The following is a 15,887-nucleotide window of genomic DNA, read 5'->3' as shown; positions in this document are numbered from 1 at the left end:
GTTACCAATGGTTTCGGTTTCGAACGTATTGCCGCGATCCGTGACCGGTTGCCGGAACTGCGCCTCGTCGTGCTGGCGGACGATCAGCCGCAGCCGGGGACGATCGCCTTCTCGTCGCTCGCTTCCGGGGATCCTGAGGGCTTCGTGCCGGCGGATACGGGGCCGGACGATCCGGCATTGATGATCTACACTTCGGGCACGACCGGGCCGCCCAAGGGCGCGCTGCACGGGCATCGGGTGCTGCTCGGCCATCTGCCGGGTTTCGAGTTCCATCATCACTTCCTGCCGCAGCCGGGCGATCGCATGTGGACGCCGGCCGACTGGGCCTGGGCAGGAGGGTTGCTCAACGCGCTCCTGCCGTCGCTGTTGCATGGCGTGCCGGTCGTGTCTTCGCCGGCGCAGAAGTTCGATCCGCATACGGCGTTTCGTATTCTGGAAGAGATGGATGTGCGCAATGCCTTCATTCCGCCGACGGCACTTCGGCTGATGAAGGCGGTCGAGAAACCGCGCGAGCGCTACCGCCTCAATCTCCGGACCATCGGTTCGGCCGGTGAGTCCCTGGGGCGCGAAACCTATGAATGGGCAAAGGCGGCGCTCGGTCTCGAGGTCAGCGAATTCTACGGCCAGACCGAGTGCAACATCGTCATCTCGTCAGCTGCCGCTCTTGGCGTCGTCAGGCCGGGATCGATGGGCAAGGCAGCCCCCGGTCACCGGGTGGCGATCATCGACGCCGAAGGCCGCGAATTGCCGCACGGCAGCGTCGGCCAGGTCGCAGTCAGGCGGCCGGATCCTGTGATGTTCCTGGGATACTGGGGCAACGAGGCGGCGACGGAGAAGAAGTTTATCGGCGACTGGATGACGACCGGCGATCAGGGCGTGATCGACGAGGAGGGCTATTTCACCTTCTTCGGCCGCGACGACGACGTCATCACCTCGTCAGGCTACCGCATCGGCCCAGGCGAGATCGAGGATTGCCTTGCCGGTCACCCGGACGTGCAACTTGCCGCCGCCGTCGGCAAGCCGGACCCGGTTCGCACCGAGATCGTCAAGGCCTATGTCGTGTTGAGGCCGGGCGTGGATGGTGACGAGCGTGTCGCGACGTCCATTCGCGAGTGGGTGAAGACCCGACTTTCGATGCACGAATATCCGCGCGAGATCGCCTTCGTCGACAGCCTGCCTCTGACGACCTCCGGCAAGGTTATCAGGCGGTTCCTGCGCGATCGCGCCGCGGCGGAGGCGTGCGGGGCGATCGAGGTTTCCGAAGCGTCGTAGGACCGTGGTCGCCGCGCGGCAGATTCCAATGAGTTAGAGCAGGATGCGGGTGGAAAACCGCGCAGAGTTTTCCTCATCCCGCCCTAGCGTCCGGCGAGCGCCTTGATCTTGTCGCGCAGGATCCGCGCCATGTTGCGGGTGTTGCGGTAGAGGTGGAGCTGGGCTGCGACCTGGCGCACTTCGCGGTCGCGGGTCTGCTGCAGGCCGATCACCAGCGTGCCCATTTCCTCGCGCTCCTGCCAGAACCGGCTCATGATCGGATGATCCGGCACGGCACAGGAATCGGAGCGGGCGATGTTGGCATCGTCGAGATGCCATTCCGTCAGTTCAGCGAGCAGCAGCTTGCCCGGTGAGAACTTGGCATAGCGCTCGTCATAGGCGGTCTTCCAGGTGTAGGCCTCGCCCGACATCAGGAACACGACCATGGATGCGATCGCGCGGCCATCGAGGTCGAGGGTGTGGATGCGTACGCTGTCGCCGTCGGCAAGGTTGGTGATCGCCTCGCGGGCAAAGGCCGCACGGAAGCGATCTAGCACCATGGCGCTGCGGCTCTTGCCCTTCCATCCAGACGCTTCGAGCGCCAGGAACTCCTCCATGCGCAAGCGGATTTCGCCCGGTTGGCGAGCGACCGAATAGTTCAGCACACCCTGCTTTTCGAGATTGTTCCACTGCCGCCGCAGCTCGCGGAAATGCGCCGGGCTGATGGCGTTGCGCAGATAGGTCGGCCCGTCAAACAGGCTTTCGAGCATGGGGCGGCTGAAAGTGTCGGTCACTGTCAGCGGGAGGTTGCGGCCGATGGCGACGGCACGCGTAAGCCGGGCCACCTTGCCATTGAGGCGCATGTCGGGAAGGACGAGCACGGACGGCAGGCCGGTCGAGGGCGCGGTGAAGGCCTCGAACAGATTGTCGATGGTCTCGGCGGCATCCTCGGCATCGACCAACGGAACGCCCAGCGGACCGAAGGGGTTCGACCAGGCGCGAATGATCGGCGCGCCGATCGAGAAGCCGGGCTTTTCAATCGAAAACGGCATCAGGAAACGCAGCCGGCTGCGGCGCTCGTCATTGTCGCGCATGATCGCGAGCCGGATCACCCGTTCTTCGAGGCGCGGCATCGCCGGGGCAAGGAAGCGGCCGGTGAAGAAGACGTTTGGTTCCAGTGCCCGGTTCGACAGGAAGTCGAGCTCGCGCTGCAATTCGTAGCCGGCCTTGGCCGGGTAGATGGCGAGATGGCGTCCAGGGCGGCCGACCTCGATCAGATGCTCCGCGGTCGGGCCCGCATCACCCGGTTGTGCGAGCCCGCCAAGGACCCGGGCGGCGCGACTGTTAGCGTCGCTCGGAAGATTGGTATTGCCGATCATGGATGGACAGCCCCGTTGTTTTCATTGCCAGCCCGCACGCGCGCAAAGGCGAAGAGCGCGAAGCCGAAGGTACGCCGGACGGCGATATGCAGCAACATCGCCTCGACAAACATTGCACCTGCGGTTGCAAGCGCAGCGCCGGTCAGTCCGAGGAGAGGGATGAGGCTCAGGTTGAGTGCGATGTTGGCCACCAGCGCGCCAGCGTAGAGGATCACGCAGAGCGTCTGCTGGCCTGCCATCGTCAGAAGCGTTTCCGCCGGGCCGACGAAGGCCTTGGCGAGAATGCCGCCGAAGAGGATCATCATCAAGGGCATGCCGGTGACGAAAGCAGGGCCGAAGAGAGAGAGCAGGAACGGGCCTGCAAGCAGGACCAGCGCGCCAACGAGAAGCGACGGCCAGAAGGCCCAACGGGCGCTTTCGATCGCGATCGCGGCGAGCTGCCGGCGATCCCGGGCCATGGCGTTCGAGACGCGCGGGCCGGCTGCTGCCTTGACGGCGAACATGACGAAGTGCACCAGCGCCATGGTCTTGGCGGCCGCGAAGTAGATCGCGACGTCATCGGGATCGAGATAGAGGCCAACGATCACCACGTCGGAATTGGTGAGCAGGAAGCCGAAACCATCGACCAGGAAGACGGGGATCGAGACCTTGAGCCAGCGGCCAAGCTCGATGCGCCGGGGACCTTCCACGTAACGCGAGCGGAGGCGATAGGTGAGCACCAGGAACTGCGAGACGGTGGTGACATAGGCGGCGGCCATGGCAGCAACCATGGCGGTTTGCGCCGTATGCGCCGCGCCTGCGGAAACCGCGAGCACCATGAAGACGAGCACCAGCAGCGGGCGGATGATGAAGGTGGGGCTCATGGCGGAAAGCGCCCACCCGTGGGCCCGGGATGTTCCGTCCATGACGTCGCCAAGCGAGATCATCGGCAGGGTGAAGAGGCCGAGATAGAGCGGGAAGAGGTAGTAGGTTTCGACATAGGCGCCGAAGAGCCAGAGGCCGAGCAGGCCGACGACGGCGACCGTGGTGGCGGAGGTGAGGGCGAAGACCCGCACCGTCGTCGTTACGCCGCGGATCTCGTCGAGTGCTGCAGCCGCCTGATACTCCGGCAGGAAGCGGATGACGACAGCATGGAAACCGACGCAGGAGAGGCTTCCAAACAGGATCACCAGCACCCAGACGAAGACGAAGATGCCGTATTCGAATTCGCCCATCATTCGCGCCAGGATGATCTGCGAGACGAAGGCGATGGCGGCGCTGAAAATGCGAACGGTGAAGGCAACGAGCGCCATCCGGCGCGCCGTGTTCTTCATGTCGGCGCCGGTCAGGATCGCGACCATTGCGCCGAGCACCGCGGACAGGCGGTGTCTCAGCGCCAACGGCAGCATTCGTCCGGCCGTTTGACATACCGCCATGAACACGAGAACACCCTGAGATTACGCAATACAGGGTTTCAGTACTGCCAGAACAGCGTTAACAAACGGTTCAGCGCGGTTGTATTTGATGGGGCCAGCCATGCCGATTGAGGACAGCGAACGGCAACGAATGATGCGGGCAAAATCGATCGGCCCGCGCATGATCGGCTATCTCGAAGAGATCGGCATCGAGCGACTGGATGAACTGAAAACGGCCGAGGCAGAAGACCTCGCCTTTCGCATCAACGCCACCCTCGGCCGTCGCCACATCAATCGCACAGGCATTCACGCGCTCGAAAACCTGATCGCCTACGCCAAGTCGTTCGATTGCTAGAAAGCAAGGAGCGGGAAACGAAAATGCCGCCCGAAGGCGGCATTTCCTGAGGAACTGGGCCGCGGGCGCCAACAGCACCCGCTTTACCTTGCCTGGATTATGCTTCGTAGATGCCGTGGCAGTGCTTGTACTTCTTGCCGGAACCGCACGGGCAGAGCTCGTTGCGCGAGACCTTGCCCCAGCTTGCCGGATCGTTCGCGTCGCGCTGTACGGGGGCGGCGGCAAGAAGCGTTCCGGCGCTGTCGCCGAAATCGTCTTCGCCCGTCAACGGATCGATATGGTGGCCGTGCATGACCGGCGGTGCCGGCTGCGGCGCCTCGGCCGCTTCGCGGACCAACTCGACGCGCATGAGTTGTGCAGTCACAGCCTGGCGCAGGTTGCCGAGCAGAGCCTGGAAGAGCTCGAAGGCCTCGGATTTGTATTCCTGCAGCGGGTCACGCTGCGCGTAGCCGCGGAAACCGATGACCGAGCGCAGGTGGTCGAGGTTGACGATATGCTCGCGCCAGAGATGGTCGAGCGTCTGCAGCACCACCGAGCGTTCGACATATTGCATGATCTCGGGGCCGAAACGCTCGGCGCGATCTGCGGCTTCCTTTTCGGCAGCGGCGGTCACGCGCTCGAGAATATCAGCCTCGTCGATGCCTTCCTCGGCCGCCCATTCGACGATCGGCAGGTCGAGATTGAGGTACTGCTGCACGTCGGCCTTCAGACCCTCGACGTCCCACTGCTCGGCGTAGGCACGCTCGGGGATGCGCTTGCCGACCATGTCCTCGATGACCTCGGTGCGCATGTCGGTCACAGTCTCGGTGACGCTTTCGGCATCCATCAGCTCGATGCGCTGCTCGAAGATCACCTTGCGCTGATCGTTGAGAACGTCGTCATACTTCAGGAGGTTCTTGCGGATGTCGAAGTTGCGCGCTTCGACCTTCTTCTGCGCGCGCTCAAGCGCCTTGTTGATCCAGGGATGGACGATCGCTTCGCCTTCCTTGAGACCCAGCTTCTGCAGCATGCTGTCCATGCGGTCTGAGCCGAAGATGCGCATCAGGTCGTCCTGAAGCGACAGGTAGAACTTGGAGCGGCCCGGGTCGCCCTGACGGCCGGAGCGGCCGCGAAGCTGGTTGTCGATGCGGCGGCTTTCGTGACGCTCGGTCGCGAGAACGTAAAGGCCGCCCGCGGCAAGTGCCTGCTCTTTCAGCTTCTGCACTTCAGTGCGGATCGCCTCGACGCGCTGTTCGCGCTCCGGGCCCGGCTCGACTTCGGCAAGCTCCTGCTGGATGCGCATGTCGATGTTGCCGCCGAGCTGGATGTCGGTGCCGCGGCCGGCCATGTTGGTGGCGATCGTCACTGCGCCCGGTACGCCGGCTTGGGCGACGATGAAGGCTTCCTGCTCGTGGTAGCGCGCGTTCAGCACCTGGAAGTTGCTGAAGCCGGACTTCTTGAGGAGATCGGCAAGCTGTTCGGACTTTTCGATCGACGTCGTGCCAACCAGCATCGGCTGGCCGCGTTCGTGCGCCGACTTGATCTCGTCGATGATGGCCTTGAGCTTTTCGCCCTGGGTACGGTAGACCTCGTCGTCCTCGTCGATACGCTTGATCGGCAGGTTGGTCGGCACTTCGATCACTTCAAGGCCGTAGATGTTGCCGAATTCTTCCGCTTCGGTCGCTGCCGTGCCGGTCATGCCGCCAAGCTTGGAGTACATGCGGAAATAGTTCTGGAAGGTGATCGAGGCGAGGGTCTGGTTCTCGGGCTGGATCTGCACCTTTTCCTTGGCTTCGAGCGCCTGGTGCTGGCCTTCGGAGTAACGCCGTCCCGGCATCATGCGGCCGGTGAACTCGTCGATGATGACGATTTCGTCGTTGCGGACGATGTAGTCCTTGTCGCGGGTGAAGAGCTTGTGGGCCTTGAGCGCGTTGTTGACGTGGTGGACGATCGCGACGTTCTCGATGTCGTAGAGCGATTCACCCTTCAACAGGCCCGCCTGGCGCAGAAGGTTTTCGAGCTTCTCCGTGCCTTCTTCCGAGAAGTTGGCCGAGCGCTGCTTCTCGTCGATTTCGTAGTCCTCGGGCGACAGCAGCGGGATGAACTCGTTGATCGTGTTGTAGAGATCGGAACGGTCGTCGAGCGGACCGGAGATGATCAGCGGCGTGCGTGCTTCGTCGACGAGGATCGAGTCCACTTCGTCGACGATGGCGAAGAAGTGACCGCGCTGGACCATCTGGCCGCGCTCGTACTTCATGTTGTCGCGCAGATAGTCGAAGCCGAGTTCGTTGTTGGTCGCATAGGTGATATCGCAGGCGTAGGCGTCGCGGCGCTGCTCATCGGTCAGGCCGTGGACGATGACCCCGGTCCTCATGCCAAGGAAGCTGTAGACGCGGCCCATGGTGGCGGCGTCGCGCTGGGCGAGGTAATCGTTGACGGTAACGACATGCACGCCCTTGCTGGCAAGCGCGTTCAGATAAACCGGAAGCGTCGCGACGAGGGTCTTACCTTCACCGGTCTTCATTTCCGCGATCGCGCGTTCATGCAGGATCATGCCGCCGATGAGCTGGACGTCGAACGGACGCAGGCCGAGGACACGGCGCGCGGCCTCGCGGGCAACGGCAAAGGCCGGAACCAGGAGGTCGTCGAGCGTCTGGCCCTCGTCCAACTGCTTACGGAATTCCACCGTCTTGGCAGTGAGCGCCTCATCCGACAAAGCCTTCATTTCGGCTTCAAGAGCGTTGATGGCGTCCACCCGAGCCTTGTAGCCGCGGACGCGACGATCGTTGGCGGAACCAAACAACTTGCGGGCTAGGCCGCCGAGACTGACCATACGAATGGTCCTTTCTTTTTTGTTGCCCTAGGTCTCATGGCCGCGCCGCGAAAACCGCGCAATGCCGTGAAACGCCCGGAAACTGTTCTGGACGCGAGGTTGCGTGACAGATAAGAGGGGGGTCGAATTATGTCAACGCAATTGCACTGCCGGACGGCTACAGAACCGCCACATTCTGGTGGTGTGCAGCCGCTACAAGCTGCAGGCAATTGCGCCGAAGGCTAATGTGAAAGGTAATGAGCATGTCCAAGTTGAAAACCCTGGCCGCTGCGGCACTGGTTGCGGCCATGGCCGTTCATGGTGCCGCGCGGGCGGAAGACGCCGATCCGGTGATCGCCAAGGTTGGCGGCGAGGACGTGCGCCAGTCCGAACTCACGCTGGCGCTCGGTGGTCTCGACCCGCAGCTTCAGCAGATGCCGGAGGAACAGAAGCGTGCTGCGGCTCTCTCGGCGATCATCGACGTCAAGCTCCTGTCGAAGACGGCCGAAAAGGAAGGCCTGCAGGATGATGCGACCTTCAAGCAGCGTGTTGCCTACCTCACCGAGCGCGAACTGCACAACGCCTACTTCAAGAAGCACGTGGTCGACGCAATCACCAAGGAAGAGGTGAAGGCGCGCTACGACAAGGAGATCGCAGCGATCCCGCCGCAGGAAGAAGTGAAGGCGCGCCATATTCTGGTGAAGACCGAGGACGAAGCCAAGGAAATCATCAAGGAACTCGACGCCGGCAAGAGCTTCGTCGAGCTGGCCAAGGCGAAGTCTTCCGATCCGAACAAGGACGACGGCGGCGATCTCGGCTACTTCACCAAGGGCCGCATGGTGCCGGAATTCGAGACGGCCGCCTTCGCTCTCGAAAAAGGCACCTACACCAAGACCCCGGTCAAGACGCAGTTCGGCTTCCACGTGATCCTGGTCGAAGACAAGCGCCCGCAGGCTCCGCCGCCGCTCGAGCAGGTCGAGCCGCAGGTCCGCCAGCTTCTCATGCGTGACAAGTACGTCGAGTTGCTTGCCGCCGCCAAGAAGGACGCAGGCGTCGAGATTTCCGATCCCGCTCTGAAGAAGGCCTATGACGAGGCCAACAAGGCGCAGGAAGCTCAGCAAGCCAAGTAGTTTTGATTGGCAGGTGCGGCCGCCGGCCGTACCTGCCGTCACCGCTTTTTGTCGATGCCCGGCGGTGAAAACCGTTCGGGCATTTGTCGCAAGATGGATCTGGAGCAGTTTCGGTTGTAAACCGCCCCAGATCTTTGTTCTTACGCATTTCCTGACGGAAAACCGCTACGCACTTTTCCTGGAAATGCTCTGGCTCCAACCCGTCACAGCAGGTTTCCCATGTCCGGCTCCGTTTCTCCGCTTGCTCCGAAAACCTTCGCCGAAATGCCTTCCGTGCGCGGTGTCCGCATGGCAACCGCTGCCGCAGGCATCAAGTACAAGAACCGCACCGACGTGTTGATGATGGTGTTCGACAAGCCAGCAGCCGTTGCCGGTGTTTTCACTCGCTCCAAGTGCCCTTCGGCTCCGGTTGATTTCTGCCGGCAGAACCTCGCCGGCGGTGTCGCGCGCGCCGTTGTCGTCAACTCCGGCAACGCCAATGCCTTCACCGGCAAGAAGGGACGCGAAGCGACCGCTTTGACGGCAAAATCGGCGGCAAAGGCGGCCGGTTGTGCCGAGGGCGAAGTGTTCCTCGCTTCGACCGGCGTCATCGGCGAGCCGCTCGACGCGACCAAGTTTGCCGGCGTGCTCGACGACCTGGCCGCAGCCGGCAAGGAAGATTTCTGGTTCGAAGCCGCCAAGGCGATCATGACGACGGATACCTATCCGAAGGTCGCCACACGCACTGCCGAGATCGGTGGCGTCAAGGTTACGATCAACGGTATCGCCAAGGGCGCCGGCATGATCGCGCCCGACATGGCGACGATGCTCTCCTTCGTGGTCACCGACGCCGACATCGCCCCGGCCGCGCTGCAGGCGCTGCTTTCGGCCGGTGTCGGTCCGACGTTCAACTCGGTCACGGTCGATAGCGATACCTCGACATCCGACACGTTGATGCTCTTTGCAACGGGTGCAGCGGGAGCCGACGGACAGGCAACGATTTTCGATGCGGCCGATACGCGCCTCGATGGCTTCCGCCTGGCCCTCAACGATCTGCTGCGCGATCTGGCTCTCCAGGTGGTGCGCGATGGAGAAGGTGCGCGCAAGATGGTCGAAGTCACCGTCGAAGGCGCCGAAAACGACGCGGCAGCCAAGCGCATTGCACTCTCGATTGCCAATTCGCCGCTGGTGAAGACGGCGGTTGCCGGCGAAGACGCCAACTGGGGCCGTGTCGTCATGGCCGTCGGCAAGTCCGGCGAGATGGCCGAACGCGACCGCCTGGCGATCTGGTTCGGTGACGTGCGCGTAGCCGTCGACGGCGAGCGTGACGCGACCTATTCGGAAGCGGCAGCCACTGCCGTCATGAAGGCCGAGGACATCACGATCCGCGTCGAAATCGGCCTCGGTTCCGGTCGCGCCACGGTCTATACCTGCGACCTGACGAAGGAATATGTCGAAATCAACGGCGACTACCGCAGCTGAGGCTCCGGTCGGCGATCGCAAGCAGCCTGGCATCCCAGGCCGGCCGGAGGTAGCAAGATGACATCGAGTGATACTCGGCCGGCGGGCAAGGCCGCGGCCGAAGGTGGGGAAGTGATAATGGTGGATCTCCCGAGCGTGCGCCGTCTCGAGGCCGTGGGCTTCCGCGCCTGGCCGGCAGCGTCTGTGCAATATGACGGCAGCTGGCTTATCCGGCTCAATGCAGGTCACGATTCCAAGCGTCTCAACTCCGTCAATCCGCTCGATCCGTCCGACTATCGCGATATTCCGGTTCGCCTGGAAAAGGCCGCCAGGCGCTTTGCGGACTACGGCCGGCCGCTGACCGTGCGCCAGACGCCGCTGACGCCGCCGCAACTCGTTGCCCATATGGATGCGGAAGGCTGGACGGCATTCAGCCGCAGCCTGGTGATGACGGCGGATCTTGCCGAGCGCGAATTCGGCGACGGCATCGATCACCTGCCGATCAAGGACGTCGGCCGCTTCGTCGATGCCTGCATCGGCATCGCCAGGGGCGATACGAAGAGGAAGGCCGCACTCGCCGAGATCATCAATGCGATCAAGCCGGAAAGCGGCCTGTTTCTGTTTGAAGATGCCGAGACTGGTCCGATCGCCGTGGCACTCGTCGTGCAGGACAACGACCTCGCCGGTATCATGCAGTTTGCCGTCGACGAGCGGGCCCGCGGACGCGGTGTCGGCAAGGCGATGCTCGGTGTCTGCCTGCGTTGGGCGCGCCTGCGCGGCGCCAAGAAGGCCTGGCTGCAGGTCGAGGCGGAGAACCGCGCAGCGATGGCGCTGTATCGCGGTGCCGCCTTCGCAGAAGTTTACAGCTATATCTACAGAACGCCTGGGGCTTGAGACCATGGACGCCAACGGAAAGAAGATCGTCCTCGTTGCGGCCTGTGCTCTGGTCGATTCCGACGGCCGGATCCTGCTGGCGCAGCGGCCGGAAGGAAAGTCGCTTGCCGGTCTCTGGGAATTTCCGGGTGGCAAGGTCGAAGCCGGCGAGACGCCTGAGGAAACCCTGATCCGCGAACTGGAAGAAGAACTCGGCATTCGCACCAAGGTCGCGTGCCTCGCGCCGCTGACCTTCGCCAGCCACACCTATGAGGACTTCCACCTGCTAATGCCGCTCTATGTCTGCCGGCGCTACGAGGGCGTGGCGACGGGACGGGAAGGGCAGGCAATCAAGTGGGTGCGGCCGAAGGCCCTGCGCGACTATCCGATGCCGCCGGCCGACGAGCCGCTGATACCGTTTCTTATGGATTTGCTCTGAACCTACCCGAAATCTGATTGATTATTAATCGATCGTTTATCTCCCTCGCGCAAAGATAGCTCAATTCATTTTCGGTACGCATTGTTGGTGAACGGCGTACTGATTTCAGGCAGTACGGTGGAACCAAGCTTGGGAAGGGCGCTTGCGTTCGCTGTGCTTTGTGCGTTTGTGAGGCTGGGATGGTGGACGACGATTTCTGGAGCACGGTTCAGGAAAAGGATCTGGTGACTAATCAGTCCCGCCGGACGGGTGTGCTCAATCTGTCCCTGCTGTTTGGAACGGCAGTGATCGCGCTGACATTGATCCTGACGCCGATGCTGTCTTCGAAGAACGACAGGCGCATCATGGCGAACACGCCCGTCGACTACGACAACATTTCCACCGGCTCCATCCCTTCGAGCGGGACCTCCAAGCGCTACACGGTTCGGCGCAGTGTCCTTCAGGAAATGCCGGGCGCGGTTTGCATCATCGATGCCGACGGCCGCAAGAGCGGATGCTGAAGCCAGCGCCATCGGGTCTTCCGATGCCGCCTTGTGTTTCGGATTGAATACGAACCAGGGTGGGGACGCATGGAAAGGCTGAGACGCTTCTTTCGCGATACGCATGCTGGCATCGCCATCGAGTATGCACTCATTGCCGCCATCGTCTCTCTCAGCCTAATCCTTGGCGCCGAACAGATCGGCAGCGCCCTCTCAGCGGTCTACAATTCCGTCGCGACAGCCTTCGAGGGGGCTTGAGTTCAGTTCGAACTCGATCGTCGCCGGTTAGAGCGGCTGTTCCTTCGTGCCGAGCGCTGTCGACAGCCGCTGCTTTGCGGACCCCGGCTTCAATGGCTTTTGCTGGCTTTCGTGCGGCGCCCAGCCGGACAGGTAGATGACCGAGAACGTCGCGCGAATGCGGCCGTCCGGATCGGAAAAGCGTTCGGCATAGATTTCGGCCGCCCGCAGGAAGAAGCGCCGGGAAACGGGCGCGCGGCTTCGTGCCGAGAGTGGGCTCGTCATGCCCATGGCGCGCAGATCCCGCATCAGGGCAAACAGCGAATCATAGCGCACCGTGTAGGTCTCGGTGTCGGTGACCGGCAGCGCGAAGCCGGCGCGCTGGAGGAGAGCGCCGACATCGCGGACATCGGCGAACGGGATGACCCGCGGACTTGCGCCGCCCGTCAACTCGGCCTCTGCGGCCAGAAGCGCCTCGCGCAGTTCCTGGAGCGTACCGCTGCCGGGAATGGCCGCGAGAAAAAGCCCGTCGGGCTTCAGCGCGCGGCGAACCTGGATGAAGGCGCCGGGCGTATCATTGGTCAGGTGCAGGGATAGCGGCGAGACCACCAGGTTGAAGCTCTCGGGCTCGCCAGGAACCTCTTCGAGCGAGGCGATTGTGACCGGTGCTTGCTCAGACCCGAAACGCGCATCCGTTTCCGCGCGCTCCATCGTGTCGATCTTGCCGGTCGCCAAGAGGTCCCGGGCCGTCTGCCCGGTGTAACCGTGCAGCTCCAGAGCGTGATCGAAGTGGCGCTCGACTACGCTGACGCGCTCGGCAAGTTCCTGCGCAACGATATCGAGAAGGAAACCGGCTTTCGGATCGGCGTTTCTGAGCGCCCTTGCCCGGTGTGCCTCGACGAGGCTCTGGTCAAAGATTTTTTCCACGATACTGTCTCCGCACGCTGGCCAGCAAAAAGACCTTCGGAGGTTCAAAGTCAACAGCATGGGATGCGAGAGACCGCTGTTTCCGGAGGAGGGGTGGGGACGCGCGCTGGGGAGACTCGTCTCCGGGGCAGTCGATCTCGTCTATCCGCCGGTCTGCTGTGGCTGTGGCCGGCTGGTCGGCAGTCATCGCGCGGTCTGCGCGCTTTGCTGGTCGACGCTGCCGCTGATCGAACGCCCCTTTTGCGACATTCTCGGGACCCCGTTTTCGGTCGACCACGGGACTGGCTCGGTTTCGCCCGAAGCCATCGCCCATCCGCCGGCCTTCGACCGCCTGAGGTCGGTGGCTATCCATGAAGGCATCGCTCGCGACCTGGTGCACGGGCTGAAATACCGCGACCGTACCGACCTCGCGCCGATGATGGCGGAGTGGATGATCCGGGCGAGCGATGGGGCGGTCGCCTCGGCCGATGCGATCATCCCGGTGCCGTTGCATGCCTTTCGGCTGTGGAGGCGCCGGTTCAACCAATCGGCGGAACTGGCGCGGGCCATCGCGCGGCTCTCCGGCAGACCCTATCAACCCGATATCCTCAAGCGCATCCGACGCACAAGCCGGCAGGTGGGCCTTGCGAAGCAGGCGCGTGAAGACAATGTTCGTGGCGCCTTCGCGGTCTCGGAAAGCGGCAAGGCGGGTCTCCGTGGGAAAAGCGTGGTGCTCGTCGATGATGTATACACGACCGGTGCAACCGTTTCCGCAGCGACCCGTGCGCTGAAGCGGGCGGGAGCCGGGCCGGTCACGGTTTTGACCTTTGCAAGAGCCATATCCGGTCTTATATGACAATCAGTTGTCCGGCACGGTGGCCGGTGAAGGAGCGATTCAGGATCATGGCTTCAGTGGTCATTTATACGCGTCAGTTCTGCGGCTATTGTTCGGCCGCCAAGAAACTACTGGAAACCAAGGGCGTGCCCTTCCTCGAGCATGACGCAACCTATGATCCGAAGGTTCGGCAGGTGATGATCGAGAAGTCGCATGGCGGCACGACGTTCCCGCAGATCTTCATCAACGACATCCACGTCGGCGGCTGTGACGACCTGCATGCGCTGGAACGCGCTGGCAAGCTCGACGGCATGCTCGCCGCCTGAAGCGGCCGACGACGCGATATCTTGCGAGCCGCTGGCGCGAGAGAGGTTTTCGTTTCTCAGTGGTGTGCATCAGGAGTTGAACCAGGATGACCTTCAAGGCCGCAGCCATACAGATGTGTTCCGGCGTCGATCCGCACAGGAATGCGGAGACGATGGTTCGGCTGGCACGGGATGCCGCGGCAAGAGGCGCGACCTACATCCAGACGCCGGAAATGACAGGCGCGCTCCAGCGGGACCGCGCGGCCCTGCGTGCGATCCTGAAAGACGAGGCGAACGACATCATTGCCGGTGAGGCGGCAAAGCTTGCCGGCGAACTCGGCGTCTACCTCCATGTCGGCTCGACGCCGATCGCGCTTCCCGACGGCAAGATCGCCAATCGCGGCCTCTTGTTCGGTCCCGACGGCCGTAAGATCTGCCACTACGACAAGATCCACATGTTCGACGTCGATCTGGACAATGGCGAAAGCTGGCGGGAAAGCGCTGCCTATCAGCCCGGCAGCACGGCGCACGTTGCCGATCTCGGCTTCGGCAAGCTCGGTTTCACCATCTGCTACGATGTGCGCTTTCCGGAACTGTTTCGCCAGCAGGCGGTCGCCGGCGCCGAGATCATGTCGGTGCCCGCTGCCTTCACACGCCAAACCGGCGAGGCCCATTGGGAAATCCTGCTTCGTGCTCGCGCCATCGAGAACGGCCTCTTCGTCATCGCCGCAGCGCAAGGCGGAACGCATGAGGACGGGCGCGAGACCTTTGGCCACTCGATGATCGTCGATCCGTGGGGGCGGGTGCTTGCATCGGCCGGTCCGACTGGCGAGGCAATCGTACTTGCAGACATCGACGTCGCCGCTGTGCATGCGGCGCACGCCAAGATACCGAACTTGAAGAACGCCCGCAGTTTCGTGCTCGATGAAGTGGCGCCAACCGGGAAGGGAGGCGTCGCCGCTTGATCCGCTATACGCTTTCCTGCGACAACGGCCACGCTTTCGAGGGCTGGTTCTCGTCGAGTGACGATTTCGACCGCCAGGTCGACCGCAAGCTGGTGTCCTGCCCCACCTGCAATTCGACCGCCGTTGCCAAGCAACTGATGGCGCCCTCGGTGGCGACCGCGCGCAAGAAGGAAGCGACACGGGCGGTGATCATGGATCAGGCGCAGAAGGAAACGGTCGCCAAGATCCGCGAGCTGGTGAAAACTGTGCGCGAGAACGCTGAGGATGTCGGCGAACGCTTCCCCGAGGAGGCGCGCAAGATTCACTATGGCGAAGCGGAGGAGCGCGGCCTGATCGGCAAGGCGACAGCGGAAGAGGCCGTGGCCCTGCTTGAGGAAGGAATTGCGGTCGCACCGCTGCCGATCTTGCCGGACGAGGTCAACTAAGCAGGTTAGCGGCCTGCGAGATGCCGCAAATTTTGCCGGCAACTCTTTAAAAACAATGTCTTGCTTCCCATCTCGCAGCTTTGCATGGGAGTTTTTCAGCCAATGACATTGCACGAGCTTCGCATTTCCACCGATCGTCTCGTCATCCGGCCCTTCGTGTCCGGCGATTTTCCGGCCTTCTTCGCCTACCACCGGCTGCCGGAGGTTTACCGCTATCTTTACCAGGACCCCCTGGACGAAACGGCGGCGCGCGCGAAGTTCGCCAAGGCTTCAGCACCGCGGCTCGACGAGGATGGGGATGTCGCGGTGTTTGCGGTCGAGCGGCAGGAGGATGGCGCGCTGATCGGCGAGGCGTTGCTGAAACTCGCTAGCCGGGCGGCTGAGCAGGCGGAAACCGGTTACATTTTCAACCCCGCTTTTGCCAGAAGGGGGTATGCAACGGAGGCGATGCGGGCCGTTCTCGATTTCGGCTTTTCGACGCTCAGGCTCCACCGGATCTTCGCCCGGCTCGATGCACTGAACAGAGGTTCGGTTGGCGTCGTCGAGCGTCTCGGCATGCGCCGCGAAGCGCATCTGATCGAGAACGACCGCTTCAACGACGTCTGGGGCGATGAGTTCGTCTATGCGCTCTTGCGACGCGAATGGTTGGCGCATCGGCAGGTGGGTTGAGCCTGCCGTAAGCG

General features: G+C 62.7%; 17 protein-coding genes. 13 read left to right on the top strand and 4 right to left on the bottom strand.

Annotated features, from left to right (window positions below; all coding sequences use genetic code 11):
• Nucleotides 1-1,272, top strand: a 1,272-nt coding sequence (locus I8N66_RS12330; protein WP_291154032.1) for an AMP-binding protein, incomplete at its 5' end; no start/stop codon positions are given.
• An 83-nt stretch (nt 1,273-1,355) separates the two neighbouring features.
• On the opposite strand, the gene I8N66_RS12325 is transcribed toward I8N66_RS12330, so the two are convergent.
• The gene (locus I8N66_RS12325) at nt 1,356-2,630 is read right to left on the bottom strand and encodes a GNAT family N-acetyltransferase (RefSeq protein ID WP_291154030.1); all 1,275 of its coding nucleotides are present in this window, start codon (nt 2,628-2,630) and stop codon (nt 1,356-1,358) included.
• The gene (locus tag I8N66_RS12320; RefSeq protein ID WP_291154054.1) at nt 2,627-4,018 is read right to left on the bottom strand and encodes a lipopolysaccharide biosynthesis protein; all 1,392 of its coding nucleotides are present in this window, start codon (nt 4,016-4,018) and stop codon (nt 2,627-2,629) included. The genes I8N66_RS12325 and I8N66_RS12320 overlap by 4 nt, the downstream gene beginning before the upstream one ends.
• Nucleotides 4,019-4,145: 127 nt before the next feature.
• Here I8N66_RS12320 and I8N66_RS12315 point away from each other — a divergent pair, with 127 nt between their 5' ends.
• The gene (locus I8N66_RS12315; RefSeq protein ID WP_113541344.1) at nt 4,146-4,379 is read left to right on the top strand and encodes a hypothetical protein; all 234 of its coding nucleotides are present in this window, start codon (nt 4,146-4,148) and stop codon (nt 4,377-4,379) included.
• Nucleotides 4,380-4,476: 97 nt separating this feature from the next.
• Here I8N66_RS12315 and secA read toward each other — a convergent pair whose 3' ends face one another.
• Complete coding sequence (gene secA, locus I8N66_RS12310; protein ID WP_291154027.1) at nt 4,477-7,191, bottom strand: preprotein translocase subunit SecA; 2,715 nt, start codon at nt 7,189-7,191, stop codon at nt 4,477-4,479.
• A gap of 242 nt (nt 7,192-7,433) precedes the next feature.
• Between secA and I8N66_RS12305 the strand changes: the two genes are divergently transcribed.
• The 6 genes from I8N66_RS12305 to I8N66_RS12280 all read left to right on the top strand — a co-directional run bounded on the left by I8N66_RS12305 (nt 7,434) and on the right by I8N66_RS12280 (nt 11,789).
• Nucleotides 7,434-8,300 carry a peptidylprolyl isomerase gene (locus I8N66_RS12305; RefSeq protein WP_113541371.1) on the top strand — a complete coding sequence of 289 codons (867 nt, stop codon included), beginning with the start codon at nt 7,434-7,436 and terminating at the stop codon, nt 8,298-8,300.
• A 219-nt stretch (nt 8,301-8,519) separates the two neighbouring features.
• Nucleotides 8,520-9,761: a bifunctional glutamate N-acetyltransferase/amino-acid acetyltransferase ArgJ gene (gene argJ, locus I8N66_RS12300; protein WP_291154022.1), complete on the top strand. Its 1,242-nt coding sequence runs from the start codon at nt 8,520-8,522 to the stop codon at nt 9,759-9,761.
• A gap of 117 nt (nt 9,762-9,878) precedes the next feature.
• Nucleotides 9,879-10,634, top strand: coding sequence for a GNAT family N-acetyltransferase (locus I8N66_RS12295; protein ID WP_291154052.1), 756 nt, complete (start codon nt 9,879-9,881; stop codon nt 10,632-10,634).
• Nucleotides 10,635-10,638: 4 nt separating this feature from the next.
• Nucleotides 10,639-11,052, top strand: coding sequence for an 8-oxo-dGTP diphosphatase MutT (gene mutT, locus I8N66_RS12290; protein WP_291154020.1), 414 nt, complete (start codon nt 10,639-10,641; stop codon nt 11,050-11,052).
• A gap of 179 nt (nt 11,053-11,231) precedes the next feature.
• A complete protein-coding gene (locus I8N66_RS12285; RefSeq protein WP_113541349.1) occupies nt 11,232-11,552 on the top strand; it encodes a hypothetical protein in 321 nt (106 codons plus the stop codon).
• Nucleotides 11,553-11,621: 69 nt separating this feature from the next.
• On the top strand, nt 11,622-11,789 hold the full coding sequence (locus tag I8N66_RS12280) for a Flp family type IVb pilin (protein WP_113541350.1): 168 nt from the start codon (nt 11,622-11,624) through the stop codon (nt 11,787-11,789).
• 27 nt (nt 11,790-11,816) lie between these two features.
• On the opposite strand, the gene I8N66_RS12275 is transcribed toward I8N66_RS12280, so the two are convergent.
• Nucleotides 11,817-12,695 (bottom strand): methyltransferase domain-containing protein, encoded by an 879-nt coding sequence (locus tag I8N66_RS12275; protein ID WP_113541351.1) that lies wholly within the window; start codon nt 12,693-12,695, stop codon nt 11,817-11,819.
• A gap of 58 nt (nt 12,696-12,753) precedes the next feature.
• Between I8N66_RS12275 and I8N66_RS12270 the strand changes: the two genes are divergently transcribed.
• The 5 genes from I8N66_RS12270 (at nt 12,754) to I8N66_RS12250 (ending at nt 15,873) form a co-directional block, all read left to right on the top strand.
• The gene (locus I8N66_RS12270; RefSeq protein WP_291154016.1) at nt 12,754-13,530 is read left to right on the top strand and encodes a ComF family protein; all 777 of its coding nucleotides are present in this window, start codon (nt 12,754-12,756) and stop codon (nt 13,528-13,530) included.
• Between the two features lie 47 nt (nt 13,531-13,577).
• Nucleotides 13,578-13,835, top strand: a complete 258-nt coding sequence (grxC, locus tag I8N66_RS12265; RefSeq protein WP_113541353.1) for a glutaredoxin 3 — start codon at nt 13,578-13,580, stop codon at nt 13,833-13,835.
• Nucleotides 13,836-13,921: 86 nt separating this feature from the next.
• A complete protein-coding gene (locus tag I8N66_RS12260) occupies nt 13,922-14,779 on the top strand; it encodes a carbon-nitrogen hydrolase family protein (RefSeq protein ID WP_291154014.1) in 858 nt (285 codons plus the stop codon).
• On the top strand, nt 14,776-15,204 hold the full coding sequence (locus tag I8N66_RS12255) for a DUF1178 family protein (RefSeq protein WP_113541355.1): 429 nt from the start codon (nt 14,776-14,778) through the stop codon (nt 15,202-15,204). Before I8N66_RS12260 ends, I8N66_RS12255 begins: the two co-directional genes overlap by 4 nt.
• A 102-nt stretch (nt 15,205-15,306) precedes the next feature.
• On the top strand, nt 15,307-15,873 hold the full coding sequence (locus I8N66_RS12250) for a GNAT family N-acetyltransferase (protein ID WP_291154011.1): 567 nt from the start codon (nt 15,307-15,309) through the stop codon (nt 15,871-15,873).
• Nucleotides 15,874-15,887: the final 14 nt, after the last annotated feature.

This window comes from Ensifer sp. SSB1 (genome assembly GCF_016652895.1).
In the GTDB taxonomy this organism is placed as follows: domain Bacteria; phylum Pseudomonadota; class Alphaproteobacteria; order Rhizobiales; family Rhizobiaceae; genus Ensifer.
This window is presented reverse-complemented; position numbering and strand designations above follow the sequence as displayed.

Coding starts and splice junctions, on each gene's coding strand:
- I8N66_RS12325 (WP_291154030.1), bottom strand. CDS start 2,630: ATGATCGGCAATACCAATCTTCCGAGCGACGCTAACAGTCGCGCCGCC.
- I8N66_RS12320 (WP_291154054.1), bottom strand. CDS start 4,018: ATGCTGCCGTTGGCGCTGAGACACCGCCTGTCCGCGGTGCTCGGCGCA.
- I8N66_RS12315 (WP_113541344.1), top strand. CDS start 4,146: ATGCCGATTGAGGACAGCGAACGGCAACGAATGATGCGGGCAAAATCG.
- secA (WP_291154027.1), bottom strand. CDS start 7,191: ATGGTCAGTCTCGGCGGCCTAGCCCGCAAGTTGTTTGGTTCCGCCAAC.
- I8N66_RS12305 (WP_113541371.1), top strand. CDS start 7,434: ATGTCCAAGTTGAAAACCCTGGCCGCTGCGGCACTGGTTGCGGCCATG.
- argJ (WP_291154022.1), top strand. CDS start 8,520: ATGTCCGGCTCCGTTTCTCCGCTTGCTCCGAAAACCTTCGCCGAAATG.
- I8N66_RS12295 (WP_291154052.1), top strand. CDS start 9,879: ATGGTGGATCTCCCGAGCGTGCGCCGTCTCGAGGCCGTGGGCTTCCGC.
- mutT (WP_291154020.1), top strand. CDS start 10,639: ATGGACGCCAACGGAAAGAAGATCGTCCTCGTTGCGGCCTGTGCTCTG.
- I8N66_RS12285 (WP_113541349.1), top strand. CDS start 11,232: ATGGTGGACGACGATTTCTGGAGCACGGTTCAGGAAAAGGATCTGGTG.
- I8N66_RS12280 (WP_113541350.1), top strand. CDS start 11,622: ATGGAAAGGCTGAGACGCTTCTTTCGCGATACGCATGCTGGCATCGCC.
- I8N66_RS12270 (WP_291154016.1), top strand. CDS start 12,754: ATGGGATGCGAGAGACCGCTGTTTCCGGAGGAGGGGTGGGGACGCGCG.
- grxC (WP_113541353.1), top strand. CDS start 13,578: ATGGCTTCAGTGGTCATTTATACGCGTCAGTTCTGCGGCTATTGTTCG.
- I8N66_RS12260 (WP_291154014.1), top strand. CDS start 13,922: ATGACCTTCAAGGCCGCAGCCATACAGATGTGTTCCGGCGTCGATCCG.
- I8N66_RS12250 (WP_291154011.1), top strand. CDS start 15,307: ATGACATTGCACGAGCTTCGCATTTCCACCGATCGTCTCGTCATCCGG.